Genomic DNA, 15,516 nt, shown 5'->3' with positions numbered 1-15,516 from the left:
CGGTGAGTCGGTGAATCAGTAAGCCGATAAGTCGATAAATCGATAAGTCAGCGTGAGATGCGTGAAGTCGTCGATGTCGGGTTGAGCGGCGTCATGCGCCCTTCGTCGTAGCGGCGCACGGCGCTAGCGCCCAAGGCTGCGTCGGCACCGGCATAAGGCTCGGGTGCCACGAGGTCGGCCGGACGCGCGAGCATGGCGGCGAGATTCGAATAGGTCGCACAGCCGAACGCAACATTAGGCCGGCCCCGGCCCGCATCGACCATATGAGACGGCTGAGCGAGCGCATCGCATGTCGGCGCAACGGCGTGACCACCGTCGCCGGGCGTGAAGCCGATCACCGACGGATCGGGCATGCCAAGCGGCGGGTGGGCCGACATGCAGCCGGCGATGCCTGTCAGCGCGGCTGTCAGCGAAAGCGCGAGAGCAACGCGTGCGGCGAGCGAGTTGGAAAGGGTCCGGGTGTTCATCGAAATTCTCTGTCGGCCGCCGATATCAGTAGACGAAGCCTGCGGCGCCGATCAGGCGCGGCGCATCGCCCGATAGCGGATCGATGCCGAGTGCGCGTTGCAGCGCGTATTCGATATCGCTGCTCGGGTGCGTGACGCCGTCGAGCGCATCGTGCAGTTGTCCGGGGCCGGCCGGCTGCACGATGTACGGCGTGACGATCACGACGACTTCGGACTTGTTGTTCAAATAGTTCTTCGATGAGAACAGCTTGCCGAGCACCGGCAGATTGCCGAGCCCCGGCAATTGCGCGAGCACGTCGCTCGTTCTGCTTTGCAACAGCCCGCCGATGGCGAAGCTCTGGCCGCTGCCGAGTTCGACCGTCGTATCAACGCGGCGCACCGTCAACGCCGGCACCTTGATCGAGCCGGTGGTGACACTGTTGGCCGGATCGATCTCGCTGACTTCGGGGCGCACCTTCAAACTGATGCGATTGTTCGCGAGCACGGTCGGCGTGAAGTCGAGCGACACGCCATAAGGCTTGAACTCGATCGTGATGCCGCCCGTCGTGTCTTGCGCCACGGGAATCGGAAACTCGCCGCCGGCGAGAAAGCTCGCGGTCTGCCCGGACATCGCCGTCAGGTTCGGCTCGGCGAGCATCGTGATCAACCCTTCCTGATCGAGGGCATCGAGCACGCCGTCGATCGAATACTTCGACGTTCTAAAGCCGCCCACCACCGAGAAAGCCCCGGTCGGCGAGAGGTTGAATGCGCTCGCAGCGGCATCGGCAATCGCGCGGCCGTTGAACAGCCCGCCGATGAAGTTGCCATCGCGCCCCAGCGCGCTCCAATTGATGCCGAGTTGCTGCGTGATGTTGCGATCGACTTCCGTGATGCGCACGCGCAAGTGAACTTGAATCGGCTGCGCGAGTGTCAGGCGGTTCACGATCTCCTCGCCCTGGTGCAAATACGGCTTGAGCGTTTGCACGACCGCATCGGCATCCGATGCGCTTGGCACGCGGCCCGCGATCATCAGCGAGCCCGGCGCGCTCGTGACGGTGAGCCGCAACTGCGCGAAGCGCGCGTCGAGCAGACGCTGGATCGACTGCGTATCGGTGGCGACGCGAATCGTCTCGCGCAAGATGGTGCGATTGTTGGGGCCGAGCGCAAAGAGCGTCGTCGTTCCGGCGCGCTTGCCGAGTACGAACACGGTTTGCGGCGTCGGCACGTGCACGTCGGCTACGTCGGGATCGGCGACGAACACAGCAACGGCAGGCTCGGGCAGCTTGATCATTTCGCCGCTGCCGGCTGCCACCGAGATGATGCCGTCCTGCGTCGCGGCGCGCGCAAGCGGTATCAATGCGCAGCCGAGCACCAGGGCCACAAGCCAGGCGAATATAACGGGGAATCGACGCATCCAGCGAATCATGATTAGGAGTCCTAAGCAGCAGGGTGCGCAGCGGGCTGCGTAACAGGTTGCGTAGCGGGTGGTGCACCCGAAGGCAGCGGCGGCAATCCGGTCGGCAGGCCCGGCATGGCTGAGCCGCCTGCATCGCTTTGCCGCGAGCCGCGATAAACGAGTACCGCACGCGGGCTCTCGACGGGGCGCGAAAGCGCGGTGCGCGTGGCGCTCGCTTGCGGGGAGGCAGTATGCAGCGCGCGCGAGACATCGCCGGCCCACACCGGCGGCGTGTGCAGATCGGTGATCGCTTCGGCGTCGGGCGTATGTCGATCGCGCGTGGCGAAGCTGCGCAATGCGAGCGACAGCGAGCCCAGATGCGCGGCTACCGTCACGACTTCGGCGCTTCTCGGCGTCAACTCGAACGTGACCGTGCGCGCGCGCGTGTTCGGTGCCGCGGCGGCGTCGTTCGGACGGCGAAACGCTGAGCCCACCGCAAGCACGCGCACGCGTTCGACGATGGCTTCCGTTTCGACCGCGCGCTGTGCGTCGGGCTGCGCACCGGTTGCCGTACGCATTTGCTGCGTCAGCAACACATCGACATAATCGCCCGGTTGAATGAGGCCGGCGTTGCCCGAGACATCGTCGATTGCGACCGAGATCGCGCGCATGCCGGGCTTGAGTGCCGCAGCGAGAAAACCGGGTGCGTTCGGCGAGATCACATCGGCTTGCCCGAGCGGGGTACCCGCCTTGACGGCATGGCGCAGCAAATCGCCCTTCAGATCGACCTCGGATGTGCCCGTTTCCTGCGCTTGGGCTTGAGCTTGGACTTGGACCAATGCACCAGCGGGTACTTGGCCGCGCGGCACGGCTTTCCAGACGAGATCGCTTTCGCGTAACAGCAGGCCATCGGGCAGATCGGCTGCTGCGGCGCGGATGTGCACTGTCGGCGCGGTGGGTGCCGGGCCGGGGCGCGACGAAGCAATGTAAAGCGCGCGCAGGACGAACGCACCGATGGCCGCGACGACCACGAGCGCAGCAAACTTGATGATATTTCGCATGGCGACGGCTTGCCGGGAGATGTTAGGAAAGTCGTGCCAACGCATGCGGCAACGCATGCATCGACGCGGGGGCGAGCCATACGGCGACCAGGCCGCCGGTTGCCAGTGCAATGCCGTAAGGCACCCCGCGTACAGGCGCGAGCCAGTCCAGTCGCGGGCGTGCCCACGTGTGATGTACGGCAACACGGCCTACGGCAAAAACGGTCAAACCGAGCATCAATCCCGACACCGAAATAATGAAAAAGACGCTCGCGGCGTACGACGGGCCGGCCCATAGGAAGACGGCGGCAGCGAGCTTCGCGTCGCCGCCGCCGACCAAGCCAAAGCGAAAGAGGACTGCCGCCGCAAACAACGCGACGACACCGGTCAACGTATGGGCGACCAGCGCCGGATCGGCATCGCGCGAGCATGCCGCTGCGACGAAGTAGAGCGCTGCGAATGCGGCGACCCCGAGATTCGGCAGGCGGCGTGCACGCAAGTCGGACCAGGCGAGCATCGCGAGCACGCAGCAGGCAGTGAGTCTTACCCAGTCCATCGTGATCGTATGCGCCATGAAAAATGGGCGGGCGCTTGATACAAGTGCTCGCCGCGGGTTACCTCAGTGGCCGTTGTTCTGAACGCTCGTCACTTTCGTGACCATGCTCTGGAACAGTGCGGGAAGGCCGTCGGTGCCGCCGAAGATTGCACCCGCGGCAGCTACCGCCACGACGACAATGCCCGCCAGCACCGAGTACTCGAGGGCGCTGACACCGCGCTCGTCACGCGCGAGAGATTGGATGAAACGCAGCATGGATGGCTCCTGTTAAAGGTCACGCTCGAACCGGCGGACGTCGCCGCAACGAGTAAGGTCGGGAGGCAAAGCGCCTCTCCGTACGCGTTTACGGCAACCGTTTGCGAGGCTTGTATAGGTAGGAGTACTAATGATTTCGTCAGACAAAAAAATTAGTTCGGACAACTAATCATATGAGTGAAGCAGATGGACCAATGGCGCGATCTGAGGCCAAAAATCGGCGTATTTCATCTACCGTATTGATATGATCAATGGCACTCTTGAATTAGTTCGGACAACTAACTAATTGATTCGAAGCGGGTGGCAAATAGTGTTGGATAACCGAATGCAGGTCGCCACAATTCGAGCCGAATGAGGCCGAGGACGATACACACCGCTATGATGTACCGCGTCTGGCGCCCCGCAGCATGGCGGCATGACGGCAACCGTTCCATCACACGATCAACGGACCCTCGACAATGCATTTTCTCGGTATCGATCTGGGCACGGCCTCGCTGAAATTGGCCATCATCGACGAGCAAGGGCGCGAGCGCGCGGCATCGGGCGCGACGTACCCAATCGAAACACCGGTGCACGGCTGGGCGCAAACGCCGGTGAGCGCATGGTGGCAAGCGCTCGTCGACGCAGCCGCACATTTGCCGAGCGAGGCGCGCGCCGCTGTGTCGGCCATCGGCATCGCGGGCCAGATGCACGGGGTCGTGCTCGTCGATGCGCACGCGCGCGCGGTGCGGCCCGCGATGCTGTGGCCCGACACGCGTGCTGCGAGCCTGATGGACGCTTGGTCCGAGCCGCAGCCGAACCCGGTTGCGCCCGGCATGGCCGGCCCGCTGTTGCGTTGGATCACGCTGAACGATCCGCAAGCCGTTGCTGCCACCCGCTGGGCGTTGCAGCCGAAGGATTGGCTGCGCATGGCGTTGGGCGGCAGTGTCGTCACCGATCCGTCGGATGCGTGCGCGACGGCGCTGGCGTTCGCATCGGGGGAATGGGACCATGCATTGATCGATCGTCTGAGCTTGCCGCGCGGATGGTTCGCACCGTGCTGCGCGAATTCGTATGCACTGGCCGGCACGCTGTCGAGCGAAGCTGCGCATGCGTTGGGGTTGCCCGCCGGCGTTGCGCTCGCGGCGGGCGCGGCCGATACGGCCAGCGCGGCACTCGGCAGCGGCCTCACGCACGACGGCGACGCACTCGTCACCACGGGCAGCGGCGGGCAAATCGTCGTGCTGTCGAGCGATGAGCCAACACCCGCGCGCGGCTTGCATCGTTACCGCACGGCGACGGGGCAGTGGTACCGCATGGCCGCTATGCAAAACGTCGGTGTCGCGCTCGAGACCGTGCGCGGCTGGCTTTCCTATGCATCGTGGCCCGACGCCTATCGCGACGCATTTCACCGCGACGCCGCGCCGACGAACGGCAGCAAGCTGAGCTTTTTGCCTTACTTGAGTGGCGAACGCTCGCCATGGATGAACGCGGCCGCGCGTGGCGGCTGGCTCGGATTGAGCCTCGACGATACGCGCGGCACGATGATGCGCGCCGCGTTCGAAGGCGTCGCGTTTTCATTGCGCGCGGGGCTCGATGCGATCCGCGCGAATGCGCACGCGAGCGGTGGCGCGCCGGTGCATCGCTTGCGGCTCGCGGGAGGCGGCTCGGTCGAGCCGCGCTGGCGCCAGTTGCTGGCCGATGCGCTCGATGCCGATCTGGAAGCGGTCAGTTGTCCCAACGTGGGCGCGAGGGGCGCGGCACTCGTCGCGGGGCTCGCGACCGGGCACTGGCGCGAAGCCGACTTGCCGGCACTGGCCCCGCCTGCCGAACACGTGGCCAGCCCGCGCGGCGATACGGCGCTTGCCGCACGCTATGCGCGTTTTCTCGATCTATATGGGCGCACCGAAGGCTGGTTCGATGCGCCGTTTTAGGCGATGATGACCGGCTGCGCGACTACGCCACTGAGCGCCTCGTTACACACAACAAGGAGCATGTATAGATGAAGACGAAAGCCGCAATCGCATGGAAAGCCGGCGCACCGCTTGTAATCGAGGACGTCGATCTCGAAGGGCCGCGGGCCGGTGAGGTGCTGATCGAAGTAAAGGCAACCGGCATTTGCCATACCGATTACTACACGCTCTCTGGCGCCGACCCGGAGGGAATTTTTCCGGCAATTCTCGGGCACGAGGGTGCGGGCGTCGTCGTCGACGTCGGCCCCGGTGTGGGGAGCTTGCGAAAGGGCGACCACGTCATTCCGCTTTACACGCCGGAATGCCGTGAGTGCAAGTTCTGTCTTTCGCGCAAGACGAACCTGTGCCAGAAAATCCGCGCCACGCAGGGCAAAGGGCTGATGCCCGATGCAACCTCGCGCTTTTCCATCGACGGCAAGCCGATCTTCCATTACATGGGCACCTCGACGTTCTCGAACTACATCGTCGTACCCGAAATCGCGGTGGCGAAGATTCGCTCGGACGCGCCTTTCGACAAAGTCTGCTACATCGGCTGTGGCGTGACGACCGGTGTCGGCGCGGTGATTTTCACGGCGAAGGTGGAAGCCGGCGCGAACGTCGTGGTGTTCGGCCTCGGCGGCATTGGCCTGAACGTGATTCAAGGCGCGAAGATGGTGGGCGCGAACAAGATCATTGGTGTCGACCTGAACCCGGCGCGCGTGCCGCTTGCGAAGCAATTCGGCATGACCGATTTCGTCAACCCGAGTGAGGTGGCTGACGTCGTCGATCACATCGTTCAGTTGACCGATGGCGGTGCCGACTATTCATTCGAATGCATCGGCAATGTGAAGACGATGCGTCAAGCGCTGGAGTGCTGTCACAAGGGCTGGGGACAGTCGATCATCATCGGCGTGGCGGCGGCCGGCCAGGAAATCAGCACGCGGCCGTTTCAACTCGTCACGGGCCGCGAGTGGAAGGGTTCGGCATTCGGAGGGGCACGTGGGCGCACCGACGTGCCGAAGATTGTCGATTGGTACATGGACGGCAAGCTCAACATCGACGACCTGATCACACATACGCTGCCGCTCGAGCGCATCAACGAAGGGTTCGATCTGATGAAGAGCGGCGAGTCGATCCGCTCCGTGGTTCTTTATTGAATCGAATCCAACCGAATCCATTTCAATTCAACTCGCTGAACCCAGCATAAGGAGACGCACGATGCTCGAACTGATCGAGTCGCATGCCTGCCACGGCGGCGTGCAGCGTTATTGCCGGCATGAATCGAAGACGATCGGCTTGCCGATGCGGTTTTCGGTTTATCTGCCGCCGCAAGCGAAGCATGGCCGTGTACCAGCCCTGTTCTATTTGGCGGGGCTCACCTCGACGGAAGAGACATTTCCGATCAAGGCCGGCGCGCAGCGTTTCGCGGCACAACACGGCTTAGCGCTCGTTTCGCCGGACACGAGCCCGCGCGGCGCAAACATCGAGGGCGATTCGGAGATGTGGGATTTCGGCGTCGGAGCGGGCTTTTATCTCGATGCCACGCGCGAGCCATGGTCGAAGCATTACAAGATGTACTCGTACGTGCGCGACGAATTGCGCGAGGCCGTACTCGCCGCACTGCCGATCGACGGCGCGCGGCTCGGCATCTTCGGCCATTCGATGGGCGGCCACGGGGCACTGGTGTTGGCGTTGCGCAATCCGGGGCTTTATCGCTCGGTATCGGCTTTCGCGCCAATCGCGGCACCGATGCGCTGTCCGTGGGGCCAAAAGGCGTTTTCGGGCTACCTCGGCGAGGATCGCGAAACGTGGCGGCAATATGACGCGAGCGAGCTCGTCGTGCGTGCCGATGCCGCCCGCTTCGAGTCGGGCATTCTTGTCGACCAGGGGATTGCCGACCAATACCGCGTGCAGCAACTGCATCCCGATGTGTTCGAAGCCGCTTGCATCGAAGCGGGACAGCCATTGACGCTGCGCCGGCATGAAGACTACGATCACGGCTACTACTTTATCGAAACGTTCATCGAAGATCACATCGCGCATCACGCGCGTGCGCTTGCCTGAGGGGATCAACTGCAATAGACGATGACGCGAGCCGCTTAGCAATGCCCATCCACTACCTTCGCGGGTTCACCAAGGTCGAGCGCACCGACGAGGCCAATCGCCGGCTTGGGCGGTGGCTTGCGTTTGTCGGGGGAGCTGCCAATGCAGGCGGGTTTCTGGCTGTCGGGCAGTACACCTCGCACATGTCAGGGATCGTTTCGTCACTGGCCGACAACCTGGCGCTCGGCGGTCTCAGCGTGGCGGCGAGTTGCGTGGCCTCGCTTTTGTCGTTTCTCTGCGGCGCCGCCACGTCGGCGATTCTGATCAATTGGGGCCGGCGTAGCGGCCTGCGCAGTTTGTATGCGATGCCGCTGATGGTGGAAGCCGGGCTTTTGCTGTGCTTCGGGCTGCTCGGCTCGAACCTCGAAGCGCATCGTGTGCTCTTCGTGCCTGCCACCGTTGCGTTGCTGTGCTTCGTGATGGGGCTGCAAAACGCGATGATCACGAAAATATCGAAGGCGGAAATCCGCACGACGCACGTCACGGGGCTCGTCACCGATCTCGGCATCGAACTCGGCAAACTTTTTTACTGGAATGGCCCCCGTAGCGGGCCGATGCGCGATGCGGCGTTCGTGCGTTGCGACAGACAACGGCTCGTGCTGCTGGCTTCGCTGCTTGCCGCGTTCCTCGGCGGCGGGCTCGCGGGTGCAATCGGCTTCAAGCATCTCGGCTTCGTCTCGACGCTGCTGCTTGCGACAGTCCTCCTCGCGCTCGCCGTGGTGCCGCTGATGGACGACGTGCTCGGGCAGCAGTAGGGTCGGCGAAAGTTGGCGGGGGTCACTGCGGCCCTTGCGTCCTCGCAAGCTCAATGTAGGCGCGATCCCATCCGTACGGTTCACCCGTCTTGACCTCGGCGACCTTGATCAGCCTCGGGAATTGTCTCAGTAGTATGTCGCCAAGCAAGTCCGCGTCGAGTACGGCGCCAAGATGTATTCGGCCGTCGTTCGCGAGCAAGCCCTCCATCACCTTCAAGACATCGGTCAGAAACTCCTGCGACTCGCCATAGTACGAAAAGACGCTCCACGCGCACAAGATGCGGTCGAAGCAGTGCGGTGAGAGTGCGGCGGCAGCTTCGTGAAGCGTGTTTGCGAGAAGATAATCGGCTTTCGGAAATGCCCCTGCCGGGTCGACGCCTATTGAATGGACGCCTTTGCCGCGCAGTTCCTGCACAAGTTGCCCGCCCCCGCAGCCGACGTCGAGCACGTTCATGCCGGGGCGCAACTGCTCCAGAAGGTCGGAAGGATACACACCGTAGGGGCCAAACAGCACTTCGCTGCCCCGGTTGGTGACGATGTATTCCTCTGGCGGGAGATGCTGTATCGGCGCGCCGATCGCAGCCGAACGCTTGGGCCTGGGCGGCAGGTCTTCGAAACGTGCATCAGTGAATCTATTGGAAGGCGCTGTCCGCGAAACGACCGGGTCGTCGTTTTGCCCGCCTTTGTCGGGCGGCGGGAAGGCCCCGCAGTTATGAATGCCTGAGACCACGGTCCTAATCTTGAATTCCACGCTGGAACCTACTTGTAGCACGCAAGAGCAGCGCTTTGGCGGGCGGACCGAAGCCACATAACGGCGGACGAACCGTCGGACGCCATCGATCAATGCATGCACCCGCTTTTCGCAATGCACCATCGAAACCCGAACGTCGCCCTTGACAGTCCCGAACGCGTATCCGATCATTCGATCACCGCGTGAGCAATTGCTCGTTAGATGAGCGATAGCCCGCCGCACAAAAAACGGGTCAATTCACCCCCAACGGAGACGGTTCGTGAAATTGCACGACAAGGTGGCGATTCTCACCGGCGCTGCGAGCGGCATCGGCGAGGCGGTCGCGCGACGCTACTTGGATGAGGGCGCGCGCTGCGTGCTAGTCGACGTGAAGCCGGCTCACGCGTTTGCGCAGCCGCTGGTCGAGCGCTATGCCGAGCGCGTGCATGTCGTCACGGCCGATATCACGCGCCGGGACGATATTGCTCGAATCGTCACCTCGGCGGTCGATCATTTCGGCCGCATCGACGTGCTGTTCAACAACGCTGCCATCTTTGACATGCGTCCGTTGCTCGACGAATCGTGGGACGTCTTCGATCACCTTTTCGCCGTCAATGTAAAGGGCATGTTCTTCCTGATGCAGGCCGTGGCGCAGCGCATGGTCGATCAAAACGAGGGTGGCAAGATCATCAACATGTCGTCGCAGGCCGGGCGCCGCGGCGAAGCACTTGTTGCGCACTACTGCGCGACGAAAGCGGCCGTGCTCAGCTATACGCAATCGGCGGCACTGGCACTTGCGCCGCACCGAATCAACGTCAACGGCATTGCACCGGGCGTCATCGATACGCCGATGTGGGAGCACGTCGACGCGCTCTTCGCGCGCTACGAGCATCGCCCGCTCGGCGAAAAAAAGCGTCTGGTCGGGCAAGCGGTGCCGCTCGGCCGGATGGGGCTGCCGGCCGATTTAACGGGCGCAGCGCTCTTTCTGGCGTCATCGGACGCCGACTACATCACCGCGCAAACGCTGAATGTCGACGGCGGCAACTGGATGAGTTAGCGCGCTTTTTCCATGCGGCATTTGGCGGCCGCACAACCGCAGTTCTTCACCACATAAAAGAGAAGGAGACGAAGCGATGCAATCCACTTTCGATCCCAGCCGCCGCGTCGCGCGGCAGGCGTTTGCGGCTGCGGCACTCGCCTTTGCGGCGGCGGGCGCGAGCACTGCATCGGCGGCCACGGTCACCGTCGCCACGCTGAACAATCCCGACATGATCGAGCTCAAGAAGCTCTCGCCCGCGTTCGAGCAAGCGAACCCCGACATCAAGCTGAACTGGGTCGTGCTCGAGGAAAACGTGCTGCGTCAGCGCGCAACGACCGACATCGCGACCAACAGCGGCCAATTCGACGTGATGATGATCGGCACGTATGAAGCGCCGCAGTGGGGCAAGCGCGGCTGGATCACGCCGATGACGAACCTGCCGGCCAATTACGATCTCGACGATGTGGTGAAGAGCGCGCGCGAGGGCTTGTCATATAACGGCACGCTCTATGCGCTGCCGTTTTATGTCGAAAGCTCGATGACCTATTACCGCAAGGATTTGTTCGCGGCGAAGGGCCTCAAGATGCCTGACCAGCCAACCTACGCGCAGATCGCGCAATTCGCCGACAAGCTCACCGACAAGGCCAACGGCGTCTATGGCATCTGCTTGCGCGGCAAGGCCGGTTGGGGCGAGAACATGGCGTACGTGACGACGCTGGTTAACACCTACGGCGGACGCTGGTTCGACGAGAAGTGGAATGCGCAGCTCACCACGCCGGAGTGGAAGAAGGCCGTGACGTTCTATGTCGATCTGTTGAAGAAAGACGGCCCCCCCGGCGCGAGTTCGAACGGCTTTAACGAGAACCTCACGTTGATGTCGTCGGGCAAGTGCGCGATGTGGATCGATGCCACCGTGGCAGCCGGCATGCTCTATAACAAGAAGCAGTCGCAGGTGGCGGACAAGATTGGCTTCGCCGCGGCCCCCGTGCAGGCCACGCCGAACGGCTCGCATTGGCTTTGGTCGTGGGCGCTCGCGATTCCGAAATCGTCGAAGCAGCAAGACGCCGCGAAGAAGTTCATCACGTGGGCAACGAGCAAGGACTACATCAATCTCGTGGCGAAGGACGAAGGCTGGGCGTCGGTGCCGCCGGGCACGCGTCAATCGACCTACAAGAACGCCGACTATCAGCAAGCCGCGCCGTTCTCCGCGTTCGTATTGAAGGCGATCGAAACGGCTGACCCGTCCAAGCCGAGCGCGAAGCCCGTGCCCTACACGGGGGTGCAATTCGTTGGCATTCCTGAATTTCAATCGTTCGGGACCGTCGTCGGTCAGAGCATCTCGGGGGCACTTGCCGGGCAGATGAGCGTCGATCAGGCGCTTGCGGCCGGCAACGCGGCGGCCCAACGCGCCGTGCGCCAAGCGGGCTATCAGAAATAAGTAAGCACTACTAAGTAAGTGTCAAAGCAAGGGCGATGCGCGTATGCGCATCGCCACGAAACCGGGGCCGCGTGGTATGCGCGCACCGGCGTCGAGGCAATCAGCCTGGATCAGGAGGCCGCTACGATCATGCGACATGTTCCCCTTCCGCTAACGTCCGCCGATACGCCGGCCGATGCGCCGGGTACCGCGCGACGGGCCGTGTCGACACGCTGGCTCGCGGCGCCTTCGGTCGTGGTGCTCGTGCTGTGGATGGCGATACCGCTCGCGATGACGATCTGGTACTCGCTTTCGCACTACAACTTGTTGAATCCCGACGCGAAGGGCTTTGCCGGGCTCGACAATTACCGCTATTTGCTGAGCGACCCGGCGTTCACGCCGTCGATCGTCAACACGCTCGAGCTGATCGGCTCGGTGCTGATCATCACCGTCGTGGGCGGCGTGCTGATGGCGATTCTGTTCGATCGCAAGTTCATCGGCCAGGGCATTGCGCGGCTGTTCGCCATCGCGCCGTTTTTCGTGATGCCGACCGTGAGCGCGCTGATCTGGAAGAACATGATGCTGCACCCGGTCTACGGTCTCGTGGCCGATGCGATGCGTGCGATGGGCATGCGGCCGATCGATTGGTTCGCCACTTATCCGCTCGCAGCCATCATCGTCATCGTGGCTTGGCAATGGCTGCCGTTCGCGTTCCTGATTCTGTTCACCGCCATCCAGTCGCTCGACGAGGAGCAAAAGGAGGCCGCGCGTATCGACGGTGCCGGCCCGATCGCGATGTTCTTTTACATCACTTTGCCGCACTTGAGGCGCGCGATTGCGGTTGTCGTCATGATGGAGACAATCTTCTTGCTGTCGATCTTCGCCGAAATCTATACGACGACATCGGGCGGCCCAGGCAACGCCACGACGAACCTGTCGTATCTGATCTACGCGTTGGGCCTGCAGCAGTTCGATGTCGGCTTGGCTTCCGCGGGTGGCATCTTGGCGGTGGTGCTTGCGAATATCGTTGCGTTCTTCCTCGTACGCATGCTCGCGAAGAACCTGAAAGGGGAGTACGAAAAATGAGCCATCCGACGTTACCTGCCGAGCGGGCTATTAGCGGGACCATCACGCGTGCGCTCAAGCGTGCTGTGCCGGCCGCGCTCGCATGGCTAATCGCGCTCGCGCTTTTTTTTCCGATCTTCTGGATGAGCATCACGGCATTCAAGACCGAGCGCGATGCCTATGCGTCCTCGCTGATCTTTTCGCCAACGCTCGACAGTTTTCGTGAAGTCTTCGCACGCAGCGACTATTTCGCGTTCGCGCGCAATTCCATTTTGATCTCGGCCGGTGTGACGCTGTTGTGTTTGGCGCTCGCTGTGCCTGCCGCGTATACGATGGCTTTTTTCCCGACGCGTCGTACGCAAAAGCTGTTGCTGTGGATGCTGTCCACGAAGATGATGCCCTCGGTCGGCGTGCTGGTGCCCATTTACTTGTTATGGAAAAACATAGGACTGCTTGATACCGTGTGGGGCCTCATCATCGTTTATGCGTTGATGAATTTGCCCATTGCGGTATGGATGGCCTTCACTTACTTCAACGAAATTCCACGCGACATTCTCGAGGCGGGGCGCATCGACGGTGCTGCCACCTGGCAGGAGATCGTCTATTTGCTCACGCCGATGGCATTGCCGGGCTTGGCTTCAACAGCACTGCTGCTCGTGATTCTCTCGTGGAACGAGGCGTTTTGGAGCATCAACTTATCAAGCTCGCACGCGGCGCCGCTCACCGTTTTCATCGCCTCGTATTCGAGCCCCGAGGGCCTGTTCTGGGCGAAGCTGTCGGCGGCATCGCTGCTTGCCGTCGCGCCGATTTTGCTGGTTGGCTGGTTATCGCAAAAGCAGCTTGTGCGGGGGCTGACGTTCGGAGCGGTCAAATGACGGGCGCGACGGGATCGAAGGGATTGTCGCCATTGTCCGAATCGTCCAACGTCCGAGCCGAGCGCGTGCTGATTTGCGATTGCGATGGCGTGCTGATCGACAGTGAAGCGGTGGCGGGGAGCATGCTCGTTCAAGAGTTGAGCGTGCGCTGGCCCGGCGTGGATGTCGAGCCCGTCGTCGTACCGCTGCTCGGCTTGCGCATCGAGCGCGTACTCGGGGATGCCGCCGCAGTGCTCGGCAAAACGCTCGCATCGGACGAGATCGAAGCCATTCGTCGCACCGTCGAGGCAGCGGCGCGCGATGCGCCCGTGGTCGAGGGCGTCGAGGCGGCACTTGCGCAAATCGCCTTGACGAAGGCTTGCGCGAGCAACAGCTATACGAGTTATGTCGAGGCGGTGCTGGCCCGAACGGGCCTCGGACGCTTTTTTGGCGCGCGGCTCTTTTGTGCCGACCGTGTCGCGCGGCCGAAGCCGGCGCCCGATGTCTATCTGGCAGCGGGCGACACGCTTGGCGTGGCGCCGCAGGCGTGCCTAGTCGTCGAGGACAGCGTGGCCGGCGTGGCAGCGGCCAGTGCCGCGGGCATGCGCGTGCTGGGCTTCGTCGGCGGCGCGCACGCGAGTGCGAGCCAACTCGAAGCGCTGAAGGCGGCCGGCGCGTGGCAGGTCTTCGACGATATGCGCCGCTTACCGGCGCTCGTCGACCGATGGCTCGATGCCGATGGCGATGCCGACCCCGGGAGCGACCCGGTGCGGGCATCAACGAATAGCAAAGGAGACGAATCATGGCAAGCGTAACGCTGCGCGGTATTGCGAAGCAGTACGACGACAACGAAGTGCTGCGTAACGTGAACCTCGACATCGCCGACGGCGAATTCGTCGTTTTCGTCGGGCCGAGCGGGTGCGGAAAATCGACGCTGCTGCGCATGATCGCGGGCCTCGAGGACATCAGCGGCGGCGAGCTTGCCATCGATGGCAAGCGCGTGAACGAAGTGCCGCCGGCCAAGCGTGGCATTGCGATGGTGTTTCAGTCTTACGCGCTTTATCCGCACATGTCGCTCTACGACAACATGGCGTTCGGCCTCAAGCTGGCCGGTGCAAAAAAGCCCGAGATTGATGACGCGGTGCGCAACGCCGCGAAGATTCTGCATATCGACCATCTGCTCGATCGCAAGCCCAAGCAGCTCTCGGGCGGTCAGCGCCAGCGCGTGGCGATCGGGCGCGCGATCACGCGAAAGCCGAAGGTATTTTTGTTCGACGAGCCGTTGTCGAATCTCGATGCCGCACTGCGTGTGAAGATGCGGCTTGAATTCGCGCGGCTGCATGATGAACTCGCCACGACGATGATTTACGTGACGCACGATCAGGTTGAAGCGATGACGCTCGCGGACAAGATCGTCGTGATGTCGGCCGGCAATGTCGAACAAGTTGGGAGTCCTAACCGTTTGTATCATGCGCCGGCCAATCGCTTCGTGGCGGGCTTCATCGGCTCGCCGAAGATGAATTTTCTCGCGGGTGTCGTCGATCGTACAGGGGCCGATGGTGTGCTCGTACGTTATGAAACGGACGAGACGCAATTGGTGGCGGTCGAGCCGGGCGCTTTGCGCGCGGGCGAACTGGTGACGGTCGGCATCCGGCCGGAGCATTTGCGTGCGCTGCCGCCTGGGGGCAGCGAGTACGGGGTAGCCGCGAGCGTGATGACCGTGGAGTCTCTTGGCGATGCGGCTTACCTTTATGCCAACTCGCCGGTTGCGGCCGAGGGCCTGATTGCGCGCATTCCCCCGCTCGAGCGCCATCAGCGAGGCGAGCCGTTAAAGCTCGGCGCCGAGCCCGGGCATTGCCATCTGTTCGATCAAGCGGGCGCGGCGTTCGAGCGCAAGATGACGGAGCTGTTGTCGGCGGCTTGATGCCG

The 15,516-nt window shown here is 62.7% G+C and carries 16 protein-coding genes; 10 read left to right on the top strand and 6 right to left on the bottom strand.

What is annotated here, in order from left to right:
* Window positions 1-47: 47 nt before the first annotated feature.
* Genes ACSQ20_RS16245 through ACSQ20_RS16225 form a run of 5 tightly spaced genes read right to left on the bottom strand, consistent with a single transcriptional unit; the run spans window position 48 to window position 3,693 of the window.
* A complete protein-coding gene (locus ACSQ20_RS16245) occupies window positions 48-467 on the bottom strand; it encodes a CpaD family pilus assembly lipoprotein (protein WP_436021696.1) in 420 nt (139 codons plus the stop codon).
* A gap of 25 nt (window positions 468-492) precedes the next feature.
* Window positions 493-1,872 (bottom strand): type II and III secretion system protein family protein, encoded by a 1,380-nt coding sequence (locus ACSQ20_RS16240; protein ID WP_436021694.1) that lies wholly within the window; start codon window positions 1,870-1,872, stop codon window positions 493-495.
* Between the two features lie 11 nt (window positions 1,873-1,883).
* The gene (gene cpaB, locus ACSQ20_RS16235; protein ID WP_436021692.1) at window positions 1,884-2,903 is read right to left on the bottom strand and encodes a Flp pilus assembly protein CpaB; all 1,020 of its coding nucleotides are present in this window, start codon (window positions 2,901-2,903) and stop codon (window positions 1,884-1,886) included.
* Between the two features lie 22 nt (window positions 2,904-2,925).
* Window positions 2,926-3,456, bottom strand: coding sequence for an A24 family peptidase (locus tag ACSQ20_RS16230; RefSeq protein WP_436021690.1), 531 nt, complete (start codon window positions 3,454-3,456; stop codon window positions 2,926-2,928).
* Between the two features lie 45 nt (window positions 3,457-3,501).
* The gene (locus tag ACSQ20_RS16225; RefSeq protein ID WP_436021688.1) at window positions 3,502-3,693 is read right to left on the bottom strand and encodes a Flp family type IVb pilin; all 192 of its coding nucleotides are present in this window, start codon (window positions 3,691-3,693) and stop codon (window positions 3,502-3,504) included.
* A gap of 458 nt (window positions 3,694-4,151) precedes the next feature.
* Between ACSQ20_RS16225 and ACSQ20_RS16220 the strand changes: the two genes are divergently transcribed.
* The 4 genes from ACSQ20_RS16220 (at window position 4,152) to ACSQ20_RS16205 (ending at window position 8,482) form a co-directional block, all read left to right on the top strand.
* Entirely contained in the window at window positions 4,152-5,606 is a 1,455-nt protein-coding gene (locus tag ACSQ20_RS16220) for an FGGY family carbohydrate kinase (RefSeq protein ID WP_436021686.1), read from the top strand.
* A 68-nt stretch (window positions 5,607-5,674) separates the two neighbouring features.
* Window positions 5,675-6,781, top strand: coding sequence for an S-(hydroxymethyl)glutathione dehydrogenase/class III alcohol dehydrogenase (locus tag ACSQ20_RS16215; protein ID WP_436021684.1), 1,107 nt, complete (start codon window positions 5,675-5,677; stop codon window positions 6,779-6,781).
* Window positions 6,782-6,842: 61 nt separating this feature from the next.
* Window positions 6,843-7,688: an S-formylglutathione hydrolase gene (gene fghA / locus ACSQ20_RS16210; RefSeq protein ID WP_436021682.1), complete on the top strand. Its 846-nt coding sequence runs from the start codon at window positions 6,843-6,845 to the stop codon at window positions 7,686-7,688.
* Between the two features lie 41 nt (window positions 7,689-7,729).
* The gene (locus tag ACSQ20_RS16205) at window positions 7,730-8,482 is read left to right on the top strand and encodes a YoaK family protein (RefSeq protein ID WP_436021680.1); all 753 of its coding nucleotides are present in this window, start codon (window positions 7,730-7,732) and stop codon (window positions 8,480-8,482) included.
* A gap of 22 nt (window positions 8,483-8,504) precedes the next feature.
* On the opposite strand, the gene ACSQ20_RS16200 is transcribed toward ACSQ20_RS16205, so the two are convergent.
* Window positions 8,505-9,233 carry a class I SAM-dependent methyltransferase gene (locus ACSQ20_RS16200; RefSeq protein WP_436021678.1) on the bottom strand — a complete coding sequence of 243 codons (729 nt, stop codon included), beginning with the start codon at window positions 9,231-9,233 and terminating at the stop codon, window positions 8,505-8,507.
* A gap of 259 nt (window positions 9,234-9,492) precedes the next feature.
* Between ACSQ20_RS16200 and ACSQ20_RS16195 the strand changes: the two genes are divergently transcribed.
* The 6 genes from ACSQ20_RS16195 (at window position 9,493) to ACSQ20_RS16170 (ending at window position 15,511) form a co-directional block, all read left to right on the top strand.
* The gene (locus ACSQ20_RS16195) at window positions 9,493-10,269 is read left to right on the top strand and encodes an L-iditol 2-dehydrogenase (protein ID WP_436021676.1); all 777 of its coding nucleotides are present in this window, start codon (window positions 9,493-9,495) and stop codon (window positions 10,267-10,269) included.
* Between the two features lie 76 nt (window positions 10,270-10,345).
* Window positions 10,346-11,689 carry an ABC transporter substrate-binding protein gene (locus ACSQ20_RS16190; RefSeq protein ID WP_436021674.1) on the top strand — a complete coding sequence of 448 codons (1,344 nt, stop codon included), beginning with the start codon at window positions 10,346-10,348 and terminating at the stop codon, window positions 11,687-11,689.
* A gap of 129 nt (window positions 11,690-11,818) precedes the next feature.
* Window positions 11,819-12,754: a carbohydrate ABC transporter permease gene (locus ACSQ20_RS16185; protein WP_436021672.1), complete on the top strand. Its 936-nt coding sequence runs from the start codon at window positions 11,819-11,821 to the stop codon at window positions 12,752-12,754.
* The gene (locus ACSQ20_RS16180; RefSeq protein ID WP_436021670.1) at window positions 12,751-13,608 is read left to right on the top strand and encodes a carbohydrate ABC transporter permease; all 858 of its coding nucleotides are present in this window, start codon (window positions 12,751-12,753) and stop codon (window positions 13,606-13,608) included. The genes ACSQ20_RS16185 and ACSQ20_RS16180 overlap by 4 nt, the downstream gene beginning before the upstream one ends.
* Window positions 13,605-14,402 (top strand): HAD family hydrolase, encoded by a 798-nt coding sequence (locus tag ACSQ20_RS16175; protein WP_436021668.1) that lies wholly within the window; start codon window positions 13,605-13,607, stop codon window positions 14,400-14,402. Before ACSQ20_RS16180 ends, ACSQ20_RS16175 begins: the two co-directional genes overlap by 4 nt.
* Window positions 14,390-15,511: an ABC transporter ATP-binding protein gene (locus ACSQ20_RS16170; protein ID WP_436021666.1), complete on the top strand. Its 1,122-nt coding sequence runs from the start codon at window positions 14,390-14,392 to the stop codon at window positions 15,509-15,511. Before ACSQ20_RS16175 ends, ACSQ20_RS16170 begins: the two co-directional genes overlap by 13 nt.
* The last annotated feature ends 5 nt before the right edge of the window (window positions 15,512-15,516 follow it).

Origin of the sequence: Trinickia sp. LjRoot230, assembly GCF_964253315.1 — a bacterium.
GTDB lineage: Bacteria > Pseudomonadota > Gammaproteobacteria > Burkholderiales > Burkholderiaceae > Trinickia.
Note: the sequence above shows the minus strand (reverse complement) of the source record. Positions and strands in the feature narration are given on the sequence as shown.

Bases quoted from the DNA above. Each gene is read 5' to 3' on its own strand.
- ACSQ20_RS16245 (WP_436021696.1), bottom strand. From the start codon at position 467: ATGAACACCCGGACCCTTTCCAACTCGCTCGCCGCACGCGTTGCTCTC.
- ACSQ20_RS16240 (WP_436021694.1), bottom strand. From the start codon at position 1,872: ATGATTCGCTGGATGCGTCGATTCCCCGTTATATTCGCCTGGCTTGTG.
- cpaB (WP_436021692.1), bottom strand. From the start codon at position 2,903: ATGCGAAATATCATCAAGTTTGCTGCGCTCGTGGTCGTCGCGGCCATC.
- ACSQ20_RS16230 (WP_436021690.1), bottom strand. From the start codon at position 3,456: ATGGCGCATACGATCACGATGGACTGGGTAAGACTCACTGCCTGCTGC.
- ACSQ20_RS16225 (WP_436021688.1), bottom strand. From the start codon at position 3,693: ATGCTGCGTTTCATCCAATCTCTCGCGCGTGACGAGCGCGGTGTCAGC.
- ACSQ20_RS16220 (WP_436021686.1), top strand. From the start codon at position 4,152: ATGCATTTTCTCGGTATCGATCTGGGCACGGCCTCGCTGAAATTGGCC.
- ACSQ20_RS16215 (WP_436021684.1), top strand. From the start codon at position 5,675: ATGAAGACGAAAGCCGCAATCGCATGGAAAGCCGGCGCACCGCTTGTA.
- fghA (WP_436021682.1), top strand. From the start codon at position 6,843: ATGCTCGAACTGATCGAGTCGCATGCCTGCCACGGCGGCGTGCAGCGT.
- ACSQ20_RS16205 (WP_436021680.1), top strand. From the start codon at position 7,730: ATGCCCATCCACTACCTTCGCGGGTTCACCAAGGTCGAGCGCACCGAC.
- ACSQ20_RS16190 (WP_436021674.1), top strand. From the start codon at position 10,346: ATGCAATCCACTTTCGATCCCAGCCGCCGCGTCGCGCGGCAGGCGTTT.
- ACSQ20_RS16185 (WP_436021672.1), top strand. From the start codon at position 11,819: ATGCGACATGTTCCCCTTCCGCTAACGTCCGCCGATACGCCGGCCGAT.
- ACSQ20_RS16180 (WP_436021670.1), top strand. From the start codon at position 12,751: ATGAGCCATCCGACGTTACCTGCCGAGCGGGCTATTAGCGGGACCATC.
- ACSQ20_RS16175 (WP_436021668.1), top strand. From the start codon at position 13,605: ATGACGGGCGCGACGGGATCGAAGGGATTGTCGCCATTGTCCGAATCG.
- ACSQ20_RS16170 (WP_436021666.1), top strand. From the start codon at position 14,390: ATGGCAAGCGTAACGCTGCGCGGTATTGCGAAGCAGTACGACGACAAC.